The organism is Streptomyces sp. NPDC004752, assembly GCF_053601275.1.
Window position 1 is genome coordinate 13,185 of the sequence record NZ_JBSGBN010000124.1, and the last position, 16,288, is coordinate 29,472.

Consider the following 16,288-nt stretch of genomic DNA (forward strand, 5'->3'; position numbering starts at 1 on the left):
GATGTGTCTGGTGTACATCCTGGACGACGACGAGGAGCTGAGCGCGTCGTTGGCCTGGCTCCTCGAGTCGGTCGGCATCCGCTCGGAGCGCTTCCAGGACGCCCGGGCCTTTCTGCGCTCCTACGACCGGGGCCGCCCGGCCTGCCTGGTCCTTGACGTCCGCATGCCCGAGCTCGGCGGCTTCGATGTCCAGCGACGGCTGAACGAGACGGGCGCCCCGCTGCCGGTCGTCTTCGTCTCCGCGCACGGCGACATCCCGATGTCGGTCCGCGCCCTGCAGAACGGGGCCGTCGACTTTCTGGAGAAGCCCTACGACCCCCAGCACATGCTGGATGTCGTGCAGGCCGCGCGGCGCACGGCCCGCGAGCGCTTTGCGTGGGCGACCCGGCAGAGCGAGATGCGTGCCAGGTTGCGCGGTCTGACCGCACGGGAGCGGGAAGTGCTCGGGCTGGCCGTCGACGGTGTGCCGATCAAGCAGATCGCGGGGCGGCTGGGCATCAGCGCCAAGACCGTCGATGTGCACCGCGCCCGCATCCGGGAGAAGACCGGTGCCGAGAGCATCGCCACGCTCGTGCACGACCTGCTTCGGCTGGGGCTGCGCCTCCCTGCGGGCGAGTGAGGGGAACGACCGTGGACCCCCTCGCGCCCACCGACTTCCGGGAGCTCACCCAAGCCCTGAAGTACTGCGTCCTGCTGCACGACGCCCGCACCTACGAGATCCTCTGGGCCAATCGAGCTGCCTGCGACCTGCTCGGCCGGACCGTCGATGAGCTGCGGCCACTCAAAGCGCCGGACATGAGCAAGAACGCCCGCCAGTACAGCCGCGAACTCGGACACCGCTGGCTCGGGCAGGCCGTCGAGCACGGCACCAGCGCCACCGAGTGGTGCTACCGGTCCAAGAGCGGCGAGGAGATCCTCACCGAGGCGATCGCGATCCGCGTCGACCTGTCGGCGCGGACGGTGGTGCTGGTCCAGTTCCGCGACATCGCCGAGGAGAAGGCGGTCCGACGCGACCTGTTCCGCACCGAGAGCAGGCTGCGCACCTTCCTGGGCAGCCTCGCCGAGGGCATCGTCGTCCTCGACGACGCGGACCGTGTCGTCTTCGCCAGCGAGTCGGCCGCACGGCTGCTCGGCGGGGACCTCCACGGAGCGGACTTCGCCGACTACTGCCACGACGGGGTCGTGCCAGTGCGAGAAGGCCGCTACCGGTTCGCCGCACCCGCAAGCGCATCGCGCTGGTACGCGGCGACCTGCCAGCACATCGAGATCGAGAGCGACCTGCGCGGCCGGATGCTCCTCTTCTACGACATCACCGACCGGGTGCGCGCCGAGGAGGAGCATCGCCGCGACACCCAGCACCTCGACCACCTGGCCCGGTACAACGCGATGGGCGACATGGCGATGGCGATCGCCCACGAGGTGAGCCAGCCGCTCGCCGCCGCGTACAACTTCGTCGAAGGGGCACGCGGCCGACTCGGCACCGGCGACGAGTCCGTGGCATGGGGGCTGGACAACGCCGCCCGGCAGATCGAGCGCGCCCGGCGCATCCTTGGCAGCCTGCGGCAGTACGTCGGCCGCCTGGAGCAGTCCGAGCGACTGACCGACCTCAACGTGATCGTGCGCGACTGCGCGTACTTCATCGAACTGCGGGCCCAGGAACATGCGGTGGCCATAGAACTCGAACTCACCGCCGAGCCGCTGCCTGTGCGCTGCGAGAACGTGCTCATCGGGCAGGTCGTGATGAACCTCGCCTTCAACGCGATCGACGAGATGGCGGGCCGGCCGCGGCCCGACCGCACCGTGCACATCACCACCCGGCGCAGCAGGAACGGCTCCGCCGAACTCGCGGTCCGGGACCGCGGCCAGGGGCCGCCGCCCGGTGACCGGATCTTCGACGGCGGCTTCACCTCCAAGGCGAACGGCAGCGGCATCGGCCTCGCCCTCAGCCACCGCATCATCACCCGTCACGGCGGCCGGATCGACGTGAGCGCGAACCAGCCGAGGGGCTCGGTCTTCCGCTTCACGCTGCCCCCGGCCGCCGCGGAAACAGAAACAGGAAGTACATGACCACCCGATACCAGCACGCCACCCTCATCGACGGAACCGGAGCCGCTCCCGTCCCCGACGCGGTCCTCGTCGTGGACGACGACGGACTGATCGCATACGCGGGGCCGGCGGCCACCGCACCGCCGACGCCCGACGCGACCACGGCCGACCTGGGCGGGAGGACCTTGCTGCCCGGCTTTATCGACTGCCACGCACACCTGTGCATGACCCCGGAACGCGGGCTGATCGCGGGGCTGGCCGCCGACCCGACGGTGGAGACCTTCGAGATCGCGGGACGGCTGCGCGCCACCCTGGACGCGGGCGTGACGACACTGCGCGACCTCGGCGGGGTGCCCGCGGGCTACCGAACCGCGATCGAGCGAGGCCTGATCGAAGGCCCCCGGCTCCAGGTCGCCGTGAAGGTGATCAGCCACACCGGCGGACACGCCGACTGTTCGCTGCCCGGCGGCATCGACGCCGCCCCCCACCTGGGCGAGCTCGCCGACACGGCCGACGAGGTGCGGCTCGCTGCCCGGCGAGTGCTGCGCGCCGGAGCGGACGTGGTGAAGGTCTGCGCCACCGGCGGCATGGGCAGCCCGCACGACGACCCCGACGACGAGGGGCTGACGTGCGAGGAGATGGCCGCCGTCGTCGACGAGGCGGCACGGCACCGCGGCAAGCCCGTGGCGGTGCACGCCCAGGGGAGCGCCGGCATCCGCAACGCCCTGCGGGCCCGGGTCACCAGCGTCGAGCACGGCTACGGCATGACCGACGAACTGTGCGATCTGGCCCTGGAGACGGGCGTGTTCCTCGTCCCCACCCTGTCCACCGTGTTCGCCCCGCTCGACCGGGCGGCGATGGCCGAGCACCACTACCGCAAGAAGAGCCGCTGGTCGGGGATCAGCAAGGAGAACATCGCGCACGCGATCAGCCGGGGTGTCCCCATCGCCCTGGGCACGGACGCGGGCGTCGTCCCGCACGCCCGCAATCTGATGGAGCTGTCGTACCTGGCCGAGTTGGGCATGGAGCCCCTCGACGCGATCACGGCGGGCACCCTGAACGGAGCCCGGCTCCTGGGCGTCGACGACCGGCTGGGTTCCCTGGAGACAGGCAAGACGGCCGACTTCGTGGTGGTAGAGGGGGATCCGCTCCGCGATATCGCCGCACTCGGCAGTCCGGAGAATGTCGTCCTGGTCGCGCAGGCGGGAGCCGTACGGAAAAACCTGCTACGGAAAATCCCCTAGTCGATGCAGTCAATCCCCAATTGTGGGAGGTGAATCACGGCCCCTAGCGTGAAGGGGCGGCGGATAAGAAAACCGCCCGGGAATGCGAGGAGAATCTCCCATGACGCGGACGCCGACTCCCCCGGAAACCCTTGACCAGGTGCTTGCGGTTGTCGCCGAACGGCGGGCCGAGTTCGAGGAGAAGCGGCATGTGCCGCCGGATGTGATCGCCGAATTCAAGCGTGCGGGAATCTACCGGGCCGGGGTCCCGAAGCGTTTCGGCGGGGATGCCCTGCCGCCCGCCGAATTCCTGGCGCTCATCGAGCGCATATCGGAGGCCGACGGCTCTGCCGGCTGGGTCGCCAGCTTCGGCTCGTCCGGCATTTATCTGGCCGCGCTCCCCGAGGCAACCCAGGCGCGGCTGTACGCCGACGGCCCCGATGTGGCCTTCGCGGGCGGCCTCTTCCCGATTCACCCCGCCGAGCGCGCCGAAGGCGGTTACCGGGTCTCGGGGCGCTGGAAGTTCGCCAGCGGCTGCAAGGGGGCGGACCTCCTCGGGGTGGGCATCAAGGCCGGTGACGACCGGGCCGGACGGCCGCTGACCGCGGTGCTGCGCCCCGAACAGGTGGGGATCGTCGAGAACTGGGACGTCATCGGCATGCGCGGCACCGGCAGCCACGACCTGGTCGTCGACGGGGCGGTCGTCCCCGAGGAGTGGACGTTCGTCCGCGGCGGCGAACCCACCGTCGACGAGCCGCTCTACCGCTATCCGGCCGTCCCCTACGCCGCGCAGGTCCTGGCCGTCGTCGGCCTCGGCGTCGCCCGCGCCGCGCTCGACCGGACCATCGCCGCCGGCGGCCGCGCCGGGTACACCGGGGCGCCCAAGCCCGCCGAGCGCGCCACCTACCGCATCGCGGTGGGCCGGGCGGAGGCCGAGCTGCGGTCGGCGCGTGCCTTCTTCTACGAGGCCACTGAGGAGGTGTGGGCGACCGTGGCGGCGGGCGATCCCGCCACGCCCGGGCACGCCAGTGCGCTGCGGCTCGCCTCCGCGCACCTGGCCAGGACCTCCTTCGAGGTCGTCCGGGCCGCGTATCAGCTCGCCGGCATCTCCGCCATCGCGGACGGCAGTCCGCTGGAGCGCGCCCTGCGGGACGCCTCGGTCGTGCCGCAGCACGCCTTTCTTCAGGAGGGTGTGTACGACGGCGCGGGCGCGGTCCTCATGGGCGTCCAGCCCTTCCCCGGTTACCTCTGACAGACAGGAGCCCTCCGTGCCCGAACCCGCGAACGCCCCGCTGCGCGTGCTGTTCTGTATCGGCGTCAACCAGAACTTCTTCGACCTGCCCACCGGCCGGGGCAAGACCGTCTGGGACGGCTTCACCACCATGCTCACCCAGCTGTACGAGCTGCCCGGCGTGACCGTCCTCGGCACCGTCGACGACGACCAGCACATGGTCGGCCCCTCCGACTCCTGGCCTTGGACCTGCTATGTGCTGGCCGATGTCGTCGACCAGCCGACCGTGGCTGCGGCCTGCAACCTATTGCGCACCGTCCAGGTCGGCGAGCACGGCCTGTGGCGCTATATGAAGATCGAGGCGCGCCTCGGCCGCCCGCTGCCCCAGCCGGGGGCCGCCCGATGACCGCGCGTCCGGGGACTTCCGACATCGCCTCGCTCGTCGGCACCGATCGCGTCGCGGGCACCCTCTACACCGACCCGGCCCTCTTCGAGCGCGAGATGGACCGGATCTTCCACCGCACCTGGGTGTGGGTGGCCCACGAGAGCGAGATCGCCAAGGCGGGCGACTTCAAGACGGCCTGGGTCGGCCGCCGCCCGGTCATCGTGACCCGGGACCGCAAGGGCGGGATCAACGTCCTGCTCAACCGGTGCCGCCACCGCGGGGCCAGCGTCTGCGAGACCCCCAAGGGCAACGGCAACGGCTTCACCTGCCCGTACCACGCCTGGTCGTACGCGCTCGACGGCACCCTGCGCGGCATCCCCTACCCCGAGGGCTACGAGGACGTTGTCGAGAAGCAGGACCTGCCGCTGCAGCGGCTCAAGGTCGGCAGCTACGCGGGCATGGTGTTCGCCAGTTTCGACCATGGCATCGAGCCGCTGGAGGACTTCCTCGGCGGGGCCCGGCTGTGGATCGACCGCTTCATGAAGCAGGGCGCGGGCTACCCGGTCAAGGTGCAGGGCGAGCACAAGTTCAGGTTCCAGGGCAACTGGAAGATCCAGCTGGAGAACACCACCGACTGGTACCACTTCCCGATCGTGCACCGCTCCTGGATGTCCTCGGTCGACGCCGAGACCGCGAGCATGCTGTCGATCATGACCGACGAGACCGCAGTCACCCACGCCCTCGGCAACGGCCACAGCGTCTCCGTCTCCGTCGCCGACCATGCCGACCTCGACGTGGACGACGGTACCGAGAAGCTCCAGGACCGCTTCAGCCACATCGTCGAGGAACTGTCCAAGGACATGCCGCCGCAGAAGGTGCGGCGCATTGTCCGCTCGCTGCACGGCGCGGGGTTCAACCTGAATCTCTTCCCGAATGTCGCGATGTCCATGGCCTTTTTCCGCGTCCTGCATCCGATATCGGTGGGCGAGACCGAGATCCGGCACGTCGCCCTCGGCCTCGACGGCGGCCCGGAGATCGTCAATCGTGAACGGCTGCGCATCCACGAGCACTTCCAAGGCCCCTTCGGTTTCGGCAGCCCTGACGACGCCGAGGCCTGGAACCGCGTCCAGCGGGGCGTGGCCGGCAGCGTGGACATGCCGATCCTCGTCAACCGTGGCCTCAGCCGCGAGAAGCCGAACGTCCTGGGCCAGGCCACCTCCCACGCGACCGACGAGACCGGCATGCGCGAGGCGTACGCCATGTGGAAGAGGATGATGAACGATGTCAGCTGACGCCCCCAGCGGGGCGGTCGCGGTGGCGGACCTTCCGCTCGGCGACCCCCGTGTCCTGGCCGCGGTCTCCCTCATCTGGCGTGAAGCCCACCTCCTGGACGCCCGCCGCTACCAGGAATGGGACGGGCTGTGGGCCGAGGGCGGGAAGTACGTCGTCCCGATCGACCGAGAGGCGAGCGACTTCGCCTCCCACCTCAACCTCGTCTACGACGACGACCGGATGCGCCGTATGCGCGTCGAGCGCCTCACCGGAGGATTCTCCATCTCGGCGACCGCGGCGGCCCGGACCGTCCGCTCGGTCTCCCGGTTCGTGGTGACCGGGCGCGAAGAGGACGTGGTCGAGATCTGCTCGGCACAGATCCTGGTCGGCTACAAGCGCGGGGAGACCTTCGTCCTCGCCGCCGACGTCACCCACCGCGTCGTCTTCGGGGCCGATGGCCCGCGCATCCTCCGGAAGATCGTCCAGCTGGTCAACTCGGAGGAAGCCGTCACGGCATCGGGATTTCTGCTGTGAGCCGGCCCGAGGAGGACACCCGCCGCGTCGCCCTGGTGACCGGCGCGGCCCGCGGCCTCGGCGCCCGCATCGCCGCACGGCTGTACGACCACGGCTACCGCGTGGCCCTCACCGACCTTGACGAACAGGCCGCGGCCGAGGCGGCGGCGCACCTCGATCCGGAGGGACACCGCACCGTCGGACTCGCCCTGGACGTCCGTGACAAGAGCGCCTTCGCCACCGTCCGCGACCGGCTGGTCCAGCACTGGGGCGGCGTGCACGTCCTGGTCAACAACGCCGGCCACTCCAAGGCGGAGGCGCTGATGGAGATCAGCCCGGACAGCTTCGAGGCCGTGGTGTCGACCAACCTCAACGGCACGTTCTTCGGCTGCCAGGTCCTCGGCTCCTACTTCGCCGAGCGCGGCGACGGACGCATCGTCAACATCGCTTCGCTGGCCGGACAGAACGGGGGGACGGCCACCGGCGCCCACTATGCGGCGGCCAAAGGCGGGGTCGCGACCCTGACGAAGGTGTTCGCCCGTGAACTCGGCCCGCATGGCGTGACGGTCAACGCCATCTCCCCCGGACCGCTGGACCTGCCGGTGGTCCGCGAGACGGTGGCCGCCGAGCAGCTCGCGCGGATCGAGTCCTCGATTCCTGTCCGCCGGCTCGGTCGGCCCGACTTCGTGGCCGACATGGCCGTCCTGCTCGCCGCCGAGCATGCCGACACGGTCACCGGAGCCTGCTGGGACGCCAACGGCGGCCTGTACATGCGCTGACGGCGCTTGTCAGCCCCATCTGCGATCGCGAAGGCGGACGGATGTTCACTGTCACCGTCACGGAGACCATCGAGGAAACCGACACCGTCAAAGTCCTGCGGCTCGTCCGCACGGACGAGGAGAGGCTCCCCGGCTACCCTGCGGGCGCGCACGTCGATGTGACCGGGCCCACCGGAGTCACCCGCCCGTACTCGCTGTGCGGACCGCCCGACGACACCGGCGCGTACACCATCGCCGTCAAGCGCGAGGAGAACTCGCGCGGCGGCTCGGTGGCCCTGCACGAGAAGGCGGCACCGGGCACGGAGCTGACCGTCGGCGCGCCCCGACAGCTGTTCGGCCTCGTCCACGACGCAGCGGAGCACCACCTGGTGGCCGCCGGGATCGGCATCACCCCCCTGCTGGCGATGGCCTACGAACTGCATGCGGCCGGAGCCGAGTTCCAGCTGCACTACGTGGCCCGCGGCCGGACCCAGGCCGCCTTCGCCGGCCTGTTGGAGCGCGGCTCCTTCGCCGACCGGGTCCGCTTTCACTTCGGCCTGGGGCGCGAGGCCACTGCCGCGGCTCTGGCCACCGAGCTGGCGGACGCGGGCCCTCGGACCCATGTCTACACCTGTGGCCCCCTGGGCTTCATGGACGAGATCACGGCCTTGGCTGCTCGCACGGTTGCCGAAGAGCGCATCCACCGTGAGCTGTTCCAGGCCGGTGATGTGCCGGACGCCGGTCCCGCGGGCGGTTTCGAGATCGAACTGGACACCGGCGAGGTGTACACAGTCCCGCCGGACCGGAGTATCGCCGAAGTGCTGGAGGCCAACGGCGTTCCCCTCGACACCTCGTGCCGCGAGGGCATCTGCGGGACCTGCGTGCTGCGCGTCCTGGACGGCGAGCCCGACCACCGGGACCACTGCCTCTCCGCGAAAGAGAAGGCGGACGGAGAACAGATCGCCGCCTGTGTGTCACGAGCGAAGTCGCCGCGTCTGGTGGTGGAGCTGTGGTGAGCGGCACCCGTGCCACCGGCTCTCCGGATGACGTCGGCACACCGACGGTTTCGAGCATTCCGACGTACGAACACAACAGGAAGGGTGACGCCGTGCCCCCCAGCCGCACCGACTTCCGGGAGGCGATGGCTCACCTCCCGGCCGCCGTCAACATTCTGACCACCGACGGACCGAGCGGACGTTGCGGTATCACCCTCAGCGCAGTGTGCTCGGTGACCGACGACCCACCGACCGTCCTGGTGTGCGTCAACCGGGGCAGTGCGATGCACGACGTCTTCGGGGCCAACGGGCGTGTGGGCCTCAACGTCCTCGGCGGCGACCAGCAGGAACTGGCCCTGCACTTCGCCGGAGCCACCAAGGTGGCCATGGCCGAACGCTTCACCTGGGACATCTGGGACCGTACCCAACATGTTCCCGTCCTCAAGGACGCGTTGGTCACAGCGGTCGGCACCATCAAGCACACCGTGCCCATGGGCTCGCACAGCGTGCTCTTCGTCGACATCGAACAGATCCGCACCTGCTCCGGCGGCCAGAGCCTCGTCTACTTCAACAGGGCGTTTCACCGGCTCGACGCCGCCCCCCTCGTCCCGGAAGGCTCCCCGTCATGACGGCCCAGCGCGCCGCTGCCGTGGCTCAGGCGCTGCGTCGGCTGGAGCTGACCGAGCCCGGACTGCGGGCCTGGGTCCGGGTCGACGCCGATCGGGCCCGCGCGCGGGCCGAGCGGGCACCGGGCGGGCCGCTGGGCGGGGTACCGTTCGGCGTCAAGGACATCATCGACGTCGCTGGCCTGCCCACGGAGTGCGGCTCGCCGCTTCGCCGTGGCCGGATCGCCGAGGCCGACGCCTGGCTGGTCCAACGGCTGCGCGCGGCCGGAGCCGTTCCTCTCGGCAAGACCGTGACCACCGAGTTCGCTTACTTCCATCCCGGCCCCACCCGCAATCCGCACCACCCGGAGCACACGCCGGGCGGTTCCTCCAGTGGTTCGGCCGCCGCAGTCGCGGCGGGGGTGGTGCCACTCGCGCTGGGCTCGCAGACCGCGGGTTCCCTGACCCGGCCCGCGTCGTTCTGCGGTGTCGCCGGGTACGTCCCCGCGACGGGCACCTGGCCGACGGCCGGCTTCACAGGCATGAGCCCGACCCTGGATGCTCCGGGACTCCTCGCGGCCGATATCGGCACTCTGGCCACCGCGGTCGAGGCAGTCGACAGCGTCCGGGCCGAGCGGCCCCGGTCGATCAGAGTGCTGCTGTGGCCCGGTACAGAACTGGCCGGCATCGACCCCGCCATGCTCGCCGCCTTGGAGCACGCCGGCCAGGCCCTCGTGAAGGCCGGCGCGCGGACGACGGAACCGGCCCTGCCTGTCAGTACGACGGAACTAGCGCAGACACACGCGGTCGTCATGGCCTACGAAGCCGCCCGCGCGCTCGACGTGGAGGCACGGCAGCCCGAATCCCTGAGCGCCCCGCTCAACGAACTCCTGGCCCGCGGACGCGACACCTCGACAACCGACTACGAGGCCGCCCTCACGGTCAGGGCCGTCGCCCGTGCCAGGGTCCTCGCGCTGCTGCGTGACGATGCCGACGTGATCCTCGGCCCGGCCGCCCCGGGGCCCGCCCCCCGCGGGTTGGACGCCACGGGAACACCGGTCCTGAGCCGCCCCTGGCAGCTGCTCGGTCTGCCCGTGACCACCGTCCCCGGCCACCGCGACCCCAACGGCATGCCCCTGGGCCTCCAGCTCATCGGACACCCCGACCGCGCGGGCCTCCTGCTCGGCATTGCCCGGCACATGGAGGCACTCATCCACGACAGCGCCGAGAGCCACACGTGAACCCCACCGATCCCAAGGCATTCCTTTGACCCACCCATCGCGGCGACAACTCGCCGCCGCACGAACTTCCCCAGGTGCCTGAGCACGACGACGTGTTACTCGAAGGTATGTCATGAAGATCATCAAAGTAGAGGCCATCCCCTTCGCCATCCCGTACGCGAAGCCGCTGAGATTCGCCAGCGGCGAGGTGCACACGGCCGAGCACGTACTGGTGAGGGTGCATACCGACGAGGGTGTCATCGGCACGGCCGAAGCACCGCCGCGCCCCTTCACCTACGGCGAGACCCAGGAATCGATCATCGCAGTCATCCAGAAGGCGTTCGCACCGCAGATCCTCGGCCTGAGCCCCCTGTCGCGCGAGGTCGTACACCAGAGGATCGACCGCACCGTCGGCAACCCGACCGCCAAGGCCGCCATCGACATGGCCCTGTGGGACATCCTCGGCCAGTATGCCGCCATGCCGGTGTCCGGGCTGCTCGGCGGCTACAGCGACGGAATGCGCGTGAGCCACATGGTCGGCTTCGCCCCCGTCGACGAGATGGTCGCGGAGGCCGAGCGCATCCGAGGCACCTACGGCATCACCACGTTCAAGGTGAAGGTGGGCCGCCGGCCGTACACCGACGATGTCGCCGCGTGCCGCGCCCTGCGCGAGGCGCTCGGGCCGGACGTCAGCCTGTACATCGACGGAAACCGGGGCTGGACGCCTTCCGAGGCGGCGCGCGCCCTGCGTGAGATGGAGGAGCTCGGTCTGGTCTTCGCCGAGGAACTCTGCCCTGCGGACGACGTGTTGGGCCGCCGCTGGCTCGTGGCGCGCAGCCCCCTGCCGTTCATCGCGGACGAGAGCGCCACGAAGCCGGCCGAAGTCACTCGTGAACTGCTCGGCGGCTCGGCCACCGCCATCAGCATCAAGACCGCGCGCACCGGGTTCACCGCCTCCCAGCGCGTGCTCCACGAGTGCGAGGGGCTCGGCGTGGAGGTGGTGATGGGCAACCAGGTCGATGGACAGATCGGCACCCTGTGCACCGTCGCCTTCGGGGCCGCTCACCTCGTCAGCGCCCGGCACCCGGGAGAACTGTCGAACTTCCTCGACATGACCGACGACCTGCTCGCCGAGCCGCTGGTCATCGAGGGCGGAATCCTCCCTGTCCGCGAGGGCGACGGACTCGGCATCCGGATCGCCCCGGACAAACTGGCCCGCTACCGCCAGGACCACTGAGACAGCACAAGCCGCGAACCACGAAAGGGAACGGGACACCATGACCGACATAGCCGCCGAGAAGGCCACAGCCGCTGCCTCCGGAGCCGCCGCGACCGAGCAGTTCCGCGGCAAACAGAAGCCGCGGACCGCCGACGTCGACACCCGGCGCGTCCACACTCTTGTCACCGAACTGCTCACCGCCGCACACGACATCATTCGCCGCCACAAGGTCACCTACGCCGAGTACGACGCCCTGAAGTCCTGGCTGATCCAGGTCGGCGAGGACGGCGAGTGGCCGCTCTTCTTGGACGTCTGGGTCGAGCACGCCGTGGAGGAAGTCGCCGGCGAGACCCGCGAGGGCAGCAAGGGCACCATCGAAGGCCCGTACTACGTTCCCGACGCGCCGGCCCTGCCCGCCGAGGCGACCCTGCCCATGCGCGAGGGAGAGGCGGGCACCCCGCTGCTCTTCCAGGGCCAGGTGGTCGGCGTGGACGGAAACCCGCTGCCGGCCGCCAAGGTGGAGATCTGGCAGGCCGACGACGCCGGCTACTACTCCCAGTTCGCGCCGGGGCTGCCCGAGTGGAACCTGCGGGGCACCGTGCTCGCCGACGAGACGGGGCACTTCAAGATCCGCACGATTGGGCCCGCGCCGTACCAGATCCCCACCGACGGCGCCTGCGGCAAGCTCATCCGGTCGGCCGGCTGGCACCCCTGGCGCCCCGCCCACCTGCACCTCAAGGTCTCCGCGCCCGGGCATCAGCTCATCACCACCCAGTTGTACTTCCAGGGCGGCCAGTACGTCGACAACGACATCGCCTCGGCGGTGAAGCCCGAGCTGATCCTGCACCCGACCCCGACCGGCAAGGGCGACGCTCAAGAGGTCCGTTACGACTTCGTCCTCGACAAGGCCTGACGCGTCATGCTTTTCGCCGTACGGATGGACGTGACGATGCCCCGCGACCTCGCTCCCGAGGTCCGCGGGGACCTGGTAGCCCGAGAGAAGACGTACTGCCAGGAACTGCAGAAGTCAGGACACTGGGTGCACATCTGGCGGTGCGTCGGCCAGTACGCCAATGTCAGCGTCTTCGACGTCGCCGACAACGAGGCACTGCACCGCATCCTCTGGAACCTCCCCCTTTTCCCCTTCATGAAGATCGAAGTCATACCGCTGGCACAACACCCGTCCGATCTCGCGGCCGGTGAGGGCGAAGCATGAGGAGCAAGGCAGTGACCACCGCGGCAGAGGCGGTGGCCGATGTGCCGGACGGCGCATCGCTGGCGGTGGGCGGTTTCGGGCTGAGCGGCGTACCGAACGTGCTCGTGCAGGCCCTGTACAGACAGGGTGCGAGCAGGCTGTCGGTGGTCTCGAACAACTGTGGGGCGATGGAGTCCGGCCTCGCGGTGCTGCTCGCGGCCGGGCGGATCGCCCGCGTGACCGGCTCCTACATCGGCGCGAACAAGGAGTTCGCCCGGCAGTACCTCGCCGGTGAACTTGAGGTCGAGCTGATTCCCCAGGGCACGCTGGCCGAGCGGCTTCGGGCCGGCGGCGCCGGCATCCCCGCCTTCTACACTCCGGCCGGGGTCGGCACGCAGATCGCCGAGGGCGGGCTGCCCTGGCGCTACGACGGCCGGGGCGGCGTCGCGCTCGGCTCGCCGCCGAAGGAGGTAAGGGAGTTCGGCGGCGTGCGCCACGTACTGGAACACGGCATCCGTACCGACTTCGCGCTGGTACGCGCGGCGAAGGGGGACCGGCACGGAAACCTGGTGTTCAACAAGTCCGCCCGGAACTTCAACCCCCTCGCCGCGATGGCCGGCAAGGTGACGGTCGCCGAGGTGGAGCAACTCGTCGAGCCCGGCGAGATCGACCCGGACGCGGTCCATCTGCCGGGCATCTTCGTGCAGCGGGTGATCGCCCTGACACCCGAGCAGGCGGCGGACAAGAAGATCGAACGACGGACGGTGAGCGGTTGATGGCCTGGACACGCGAGGAGATGGCCGCGCGGGCCGCGCGCGAGTTGCGGGACGGTCAGTACGTGAATCTCGGCATCGGACTGCCGACGCTGATCCCGAACCACCTGCCGCCGGGCGTCGAGGTGGTCCTGGAATCCGAGAACGGCATCCTGGGCACCGGCCCCTACCCCGGCGAGGACGCCCTGGACCCGGATCTGATCAACGCGGGCAAGGAGACCGTCAGCGTACTGCCGGGAGCGTCCTTCTTCGACTCGGCGCTGTCCTTCTCGATGATCCGGGGCGGACACATCGACGTCGCCGTGCTTGGCGCGATGCAGGTGTCCGCGACCGGCGACCTGGCCAACTGGGCCGTCCCCGGCAAGCTGGTCACCGGAATCGGCGGAGCGATGGACCTGGTACATGGCGCGCGGAAGGTGATCGTGGTCATGACACACATGGCGAAGGACGGCGCACCGAAGATCCTCGAACGGTGCACCCTGCCGCTCACGGGAAAGGCCTGTGTGAGCCGGATCATCACCGACCTCGGCGTGCTCGACGTAACGGACGAGGGGCTCGACCTCGTGGAGACGGCACCAGGGATCAGCGCCGACACCGTAGTGGCCAGGACGGGCGCGACGGTACGCGTCGCGCAGGGGAGCCAGGCGTGAGAGACGTCTACGTCGTCGATGCGGTGCGTACACCGATCGGCCGGTACAACGGCGCGTTGGCGGGCATACGCCCGGACGACCTGGCCGCTCACACCATCCGCGACCTGCTGGCCCGGACACCGGCACTGGACCCCTCCCGGATCTCGGATGTCTACTTCGGGAACGCCAACGGCGCGGGCGAGGAGAACCGCAACGTCGGCCGCATGGCCGCCCTCCTTGCGGGCATGCCCGTCTCTGTGCCCGGAACGACCGTCAACCGACTGTGCGCCTCTGGCCTCGAAGCCGTGATCCAGGCCGCCCGTGCCATCGCTGTCGGTGATGCCTCGATCGCAGTCGCCGGCGGCGTGGAATCCATGACTCGCGCGCCCTATGTGCTGCCGAAGAACGGCAAGCCGTTCCCTGCCGGGCACGCCGAGCTGTACTCGACCACACTGGGCTGGCGCCTGGTCAACCCTGCCATGAACCCCGAGTGGACCATCCCGCTGGGTGAGTCGGCCGAGCTGATCGCCGAGAAGCACAAGATCAGCCGCGAGCAGCAGGACGAGTTCGCCCTGCACAGCCACCGCAAAGCGGTCGCCGCACAGGAACAGGGACTGCTCCGGGCCGAGTTGACACCCGTGCTCATACCGCGGCGAAACGGCACCCCCGTGGTCTTCGGCGCCGACGAGTCGGTGCGCGCCAATGCCTCGCCCGAGGCGATGGCACAGCTCAAACCCTCGTTCCGCCCCGAGAACGGCACAGTGACCGCGGGCAATGCCTCACCTCTCAACGACGGCGCCGCCGCGTTGCTCCTCACCGACGAAGAAGGCCTGCGGGCCACGGGCCGTGAGCCGTTGGCACGGGTGAGCGCGACCGGTGTCTCTGCCCTCGACCCGCGCTACTTCGGACTCGCCCCGGTCACAGCCGTCAACCGGGCACTGGCCAAAGCCGGCAAGAGCTTCGCGGACCTGTCGGTTCTGGAGCTCAACGAGGCATTCGCCGCACAGGTTCTCGGCTGTCTCGCCGAGTGGCCCCCGTTCGACCAGACCGTCCTCAACCCGCAGGGCGGAGCCATCGCACTGGGGCATCCGCTCGGAGCCTCCGGGGCGCGCCTCGTCGGCACGGTCGCTCACCAACTCGCCCGCCGGGGCGGTGGCGTCGGCGTGGCCACGCTGTGCATCGGCGTGGGGCAGGGTCTCGCCCTCGTTCTCGAAAGCTGAAGGCAATGGCATCAACAATACGTCCGTCCGCCGACCGGCCTCGGCTCCACTACGACATCTCCGGCCCGCCCGACGGCCCCTTGCTGGTTCTCGGCCCCTCCCTGGGTACCACCCGGGCCTTGTGGGACCCGCACATCGCCTGCCTCACCGAAACGTTCCGAGTGCTCCGCTACGACCTGCCCGGCCATGGCGCCTCACCGACGGAGACCCTCGGGGACCCACTGCCTGGGCGTACGACGGTGGCGGATCTCGCCGAACTCGTACTCGCCTTGGTGGACGCACAGGGTCGGAAGACCTTCAGCTACGCCGGCGTCTCCCTGGGAGGAGCCGTCGGCACACAGCTCGCCGTCAGGTACCCGGACCGGATCAGTGCTCTCGCCCTGATCTGCACGTCGGCCCACTTCGGTTCCCGGGCAGGATGGCTGGAGCGGGCCGCCCTGGTCCGCAGTGCGGGCATGACCCCGCTGGTGGCAAGCAGCCCCGCCCGATGGTTCGGCGATCAGCAGACGGCACGGTCGGAGCTCGGCCGGTCCTTGGTGCGTTCCCTCGCGGCGGTGGATCCTTCCGGCTATGCGGCTTGCTGCGACGCCCTTGCAGAGCTCGACCTGCGAGCGGATCTGCCAAGCGTTCGGGTGCCCACATGGGTAGTCGGCGGGACGAGGGATGCGGCCACCCCGGTGGCACATGCCCGCGAACTCGTCGCCGGCCTTCCACAGGCCACACTGCGCATCGCCGATTGCGCTCACTTGGCCCTTGAGGACCCCGGAGCCGTCCGCAGGGTGCTGAACACGGTTACCCAAGTAATTTCGAAACCGCGATGAGCGAGTCTCTGCGCATGCTGCAGCCCCCTGCGGCGATCGCGCAGGCTGACTACTGAGGTTTTCGGCTTAGACCGACCGGCAAATGGTTGGGGCTTGACCCGGGATCGTGGACACCGGTTGTTATGCGGCAGTGGTCAGAGTAACTGATCGTTGTTCGAAGGCGTTCGGGCTCATCTGGCCGAT

The 16,288-nt window shown here is 69.8% G+C and carries 18 protein-coding genes; all 18 read left to right on the forward strand.

Annotated features, from left to right (window positions below):
- Window position 1: 1 nt before the first annotated feature.
- The 18 genes from ACWEKM_RS36320 to ACWEKM_RS36405 all read left to right on the forward strand — a co-directional run bounded on the left by ACWEKM_RS36320 (window position 2) and on the right by ACWEKM_RS36405 (window position 16,105).
- Window positions 2-619, forward strand: coding sequence for a response regulator transcription factor (locus ACWEKM_RS36320; protein WP_451625542.1), 618 nt, complete (start codon window positions 2-4; stop codon window positions 617-619).
- 11 nt (window positions 620-630) lie between these two features.
- Window positions 631-2,067, forward strand: a complete 1,437-nt coding sequence (locus ACWEKM_RS36325; RefSeq protein WP_451625543.1) for an ATP-binding protein — start codon at window positions 631-633, stop codon at window positions 2,065-2,067.
- Entirely contained in the window at window positions 2,064-3,290 is a 1,227-nt protein-coding gene (locus ACWEKM_RS36330; protein ID WP_451625544.1) for an amidohydrolase family protein, read from the forward strand. Before ACWEKM_RS36325 ends, ACWEKM_RS36330 begins: the two co-directional genes overlap by 4 nt.
- Window positions 3,291-3,390: 100 nt before the next feature.
- On the forward strand, window positions 3,391-4,521 hold the full coding sequence (locus ACWEKM_RS36335) for an acyl-CoA dehydrogenase family protein (protein WP_451625545.1): 1,131 nt from the start codon (window positions 3,391-3,393) through the stop codon (window positions 4,519-4,521).
- A 16-nt stretch (window positions 4,522-4,537) separates the two neighbouring features.
- Window positions 4,538-4,906, forward strand: coding sequence for a hypothetical protein (locus ACWEKM_RS36340; protein ID WP_451625546.1), 369 nt, complete (start codon window positions 4,538-4,540; stop codon window positions 4,904-4,906).
- Window positions 4,903-6,177, forward strand: a complete 1,275-nt coding sequence (locus ACWEKM_RS36345) for an aromatic ring-hydroxylating oxygenase subunit alpha (RefSeq protein WP_451625547.1) — start codon at window positions 4,903-4,905, stop codon at window positions 6,175-6,177. Before ACWEKM_RS36340 ends, ACWEKM_RS36345 begins: the two co-directional genes overlap by 4 nt.
- Window positions 6,167-6,691: an aromatic-ring-hydroxylating dioxygenase subunit beta gene (locus ACWEKM_RS36350; RefSeq protein ID WP_451625548.1), complete on the forward strand. Its 525-nt coding sequence runs from the start codon at window positions 6,167-6,169 to the stop codon at window positions 6,689-6,691. Before ACWEKM_RS36345 ends, ACWEKM_RS36350 begins: the two co-directional genes overlap by 11 nt.
- The gene (locus tag ACWEKM_RS36355) at window positions 6,688-7,449 is read left to right on the forward strand and encodes an SDR family NAD(P)-dependent oxidoreductase (protein WP_451625549.1); all 762 of its coding nucleotides are present in this window, start codon (window positions 6,688-6,690) and stop codon (window positions 7,447-7,449) included. Before ACWEKM_RS36350 ends, ACWEKM_RS36355 begins: the two co-directional genes overlap by 4 nt.
- A gap of 41 nt (window positions 7,450-7,490) precedes the next feature.
- The gene (locus tag ACWEKM_RS36360) at window positions 7,491-8,444 is read left to right on the forward strand and encodes a PDR/VanB family oxidoreductase (RefSeq protein WP_451625550.1); all 954 of its coding nucleotides are present in this window, start codon (window positions 7,491-7,493) and stop codon (window positions 8,442-8,444) included.
- 92 nt (window positions 8,445-8,536) lie between these two features.
- Window positions 8,537-9,052: a flavin reductase gene (locus ACWEKM_RS36365; protein WP_451625551.1), complete on the forward strand. Its 516-nt coding sequence runs from the start codon at window positions 8,537-8,539 to the stop codon at window positions 9,050-9,052.
- A complete protein-coding gene (locus ACWEKM_RS36370; protein WP_451625552.1) occupies window positions 9,049-10,269 on the forward strand; it encodes an amidase in 1,221 nt (406 codons plus the stop codon). The genes ACWEKM_RS36365 and ACWEKM_RS36370 overlap by 4 nt, the downstream gene beginning before the upstream one ends.
- Before the next feature lie 112 nt (window positions 10,270-10,381).
- Window positions 10,382-11,485, forward strand: a complete 1,104-nt coding sequence (locus ACWEKM_RS36375; RefSeq protein ID WP_451625553.1) for a mandelate racemase/muconate lactonizing enzyme family protein — start codon at window positions 10,382-10,384, stop codon at window positions 11,483-11,485.
- A gap of 40 nt (window positions 11,486-11,525) precedes the next feature.
- Window positions 11,526-12,380 (forward strand): catechol 1,2-dioxygenase, encoded by an 855-nt coding sequence (gene catA, locus ACWEKM_RS36380; RefSeq protein ID WP_451625554.1) that lies wholly within the window; start codon window positions 11,526-11,528, stop codon window positions 12,378-12,380.
- Between the two features lie 6 nt (window positions 12,381-12,386).
- Window positions 12,387-12,683, forward strand: coding sequence for a muconolactone Delta-isomerase (gene catC, locus ACWEKM_RS36385; protein WP_451625555.1), 297 nt, complete (start codon window positions 12,387-12,389; stop codon window positions 12,681-12,683).
- Window positions 12,680-13,438 carry a CoA transferase subunit A gene (locus ACWEKM_RS36390; protein WP_451625556.1) on the forward strand — a complete coding sequence of 253 codons (759 nt, stop codon included), beginning with the start codon at window positions 12,680-12,682 and terminating at the stop codon, window positions 13,436-13,438. Before catC ends, ACWEKM_RS36390 begins: the two co-directional genes overlap by 4 nt.
- Entirely contained in the window at window positions 13,438-14,085 is a 648-nt protein-coding gene (locus tag ACWEKM_RS36395) for a CoA transferase subunit B (protein ID WP_451625557.1), read from the forward strand. Before ACWEKM_RS36390 ends, ACWEKM_RS36395 begins: the two co-directional genes overlap by 1 nt.
- Complete coding sequence (locus ACWEKM_RS36400) at window positions 14,082-15,284, forward strand: thiolase family protein (protein ID WP_451625558.1); 1,203 nt, start codon at window positions 14,082-14,084, stop codon at window positions 15,282-15,284. Before ACWEKM_RS36395 ends, ACWEKM_RS36400 begins: the two co-directional genes overlap by 4 nt.
- 5 nt (window positions 15,285-15,289) lie before the next feature.
- Window positions 15,290-16,105, forward strand: a complete 816-nt coding sequence (locus ACWEKM_RS36405) for an alpha/beta fold hydrolase (protein ID WP_451625559.1) — start codon at window positions 15,290-15,292, stop codon at window positions 16,103-16,105.
- Window positions 16,106-16,288 lie beyond the last annotated feature (183 nt).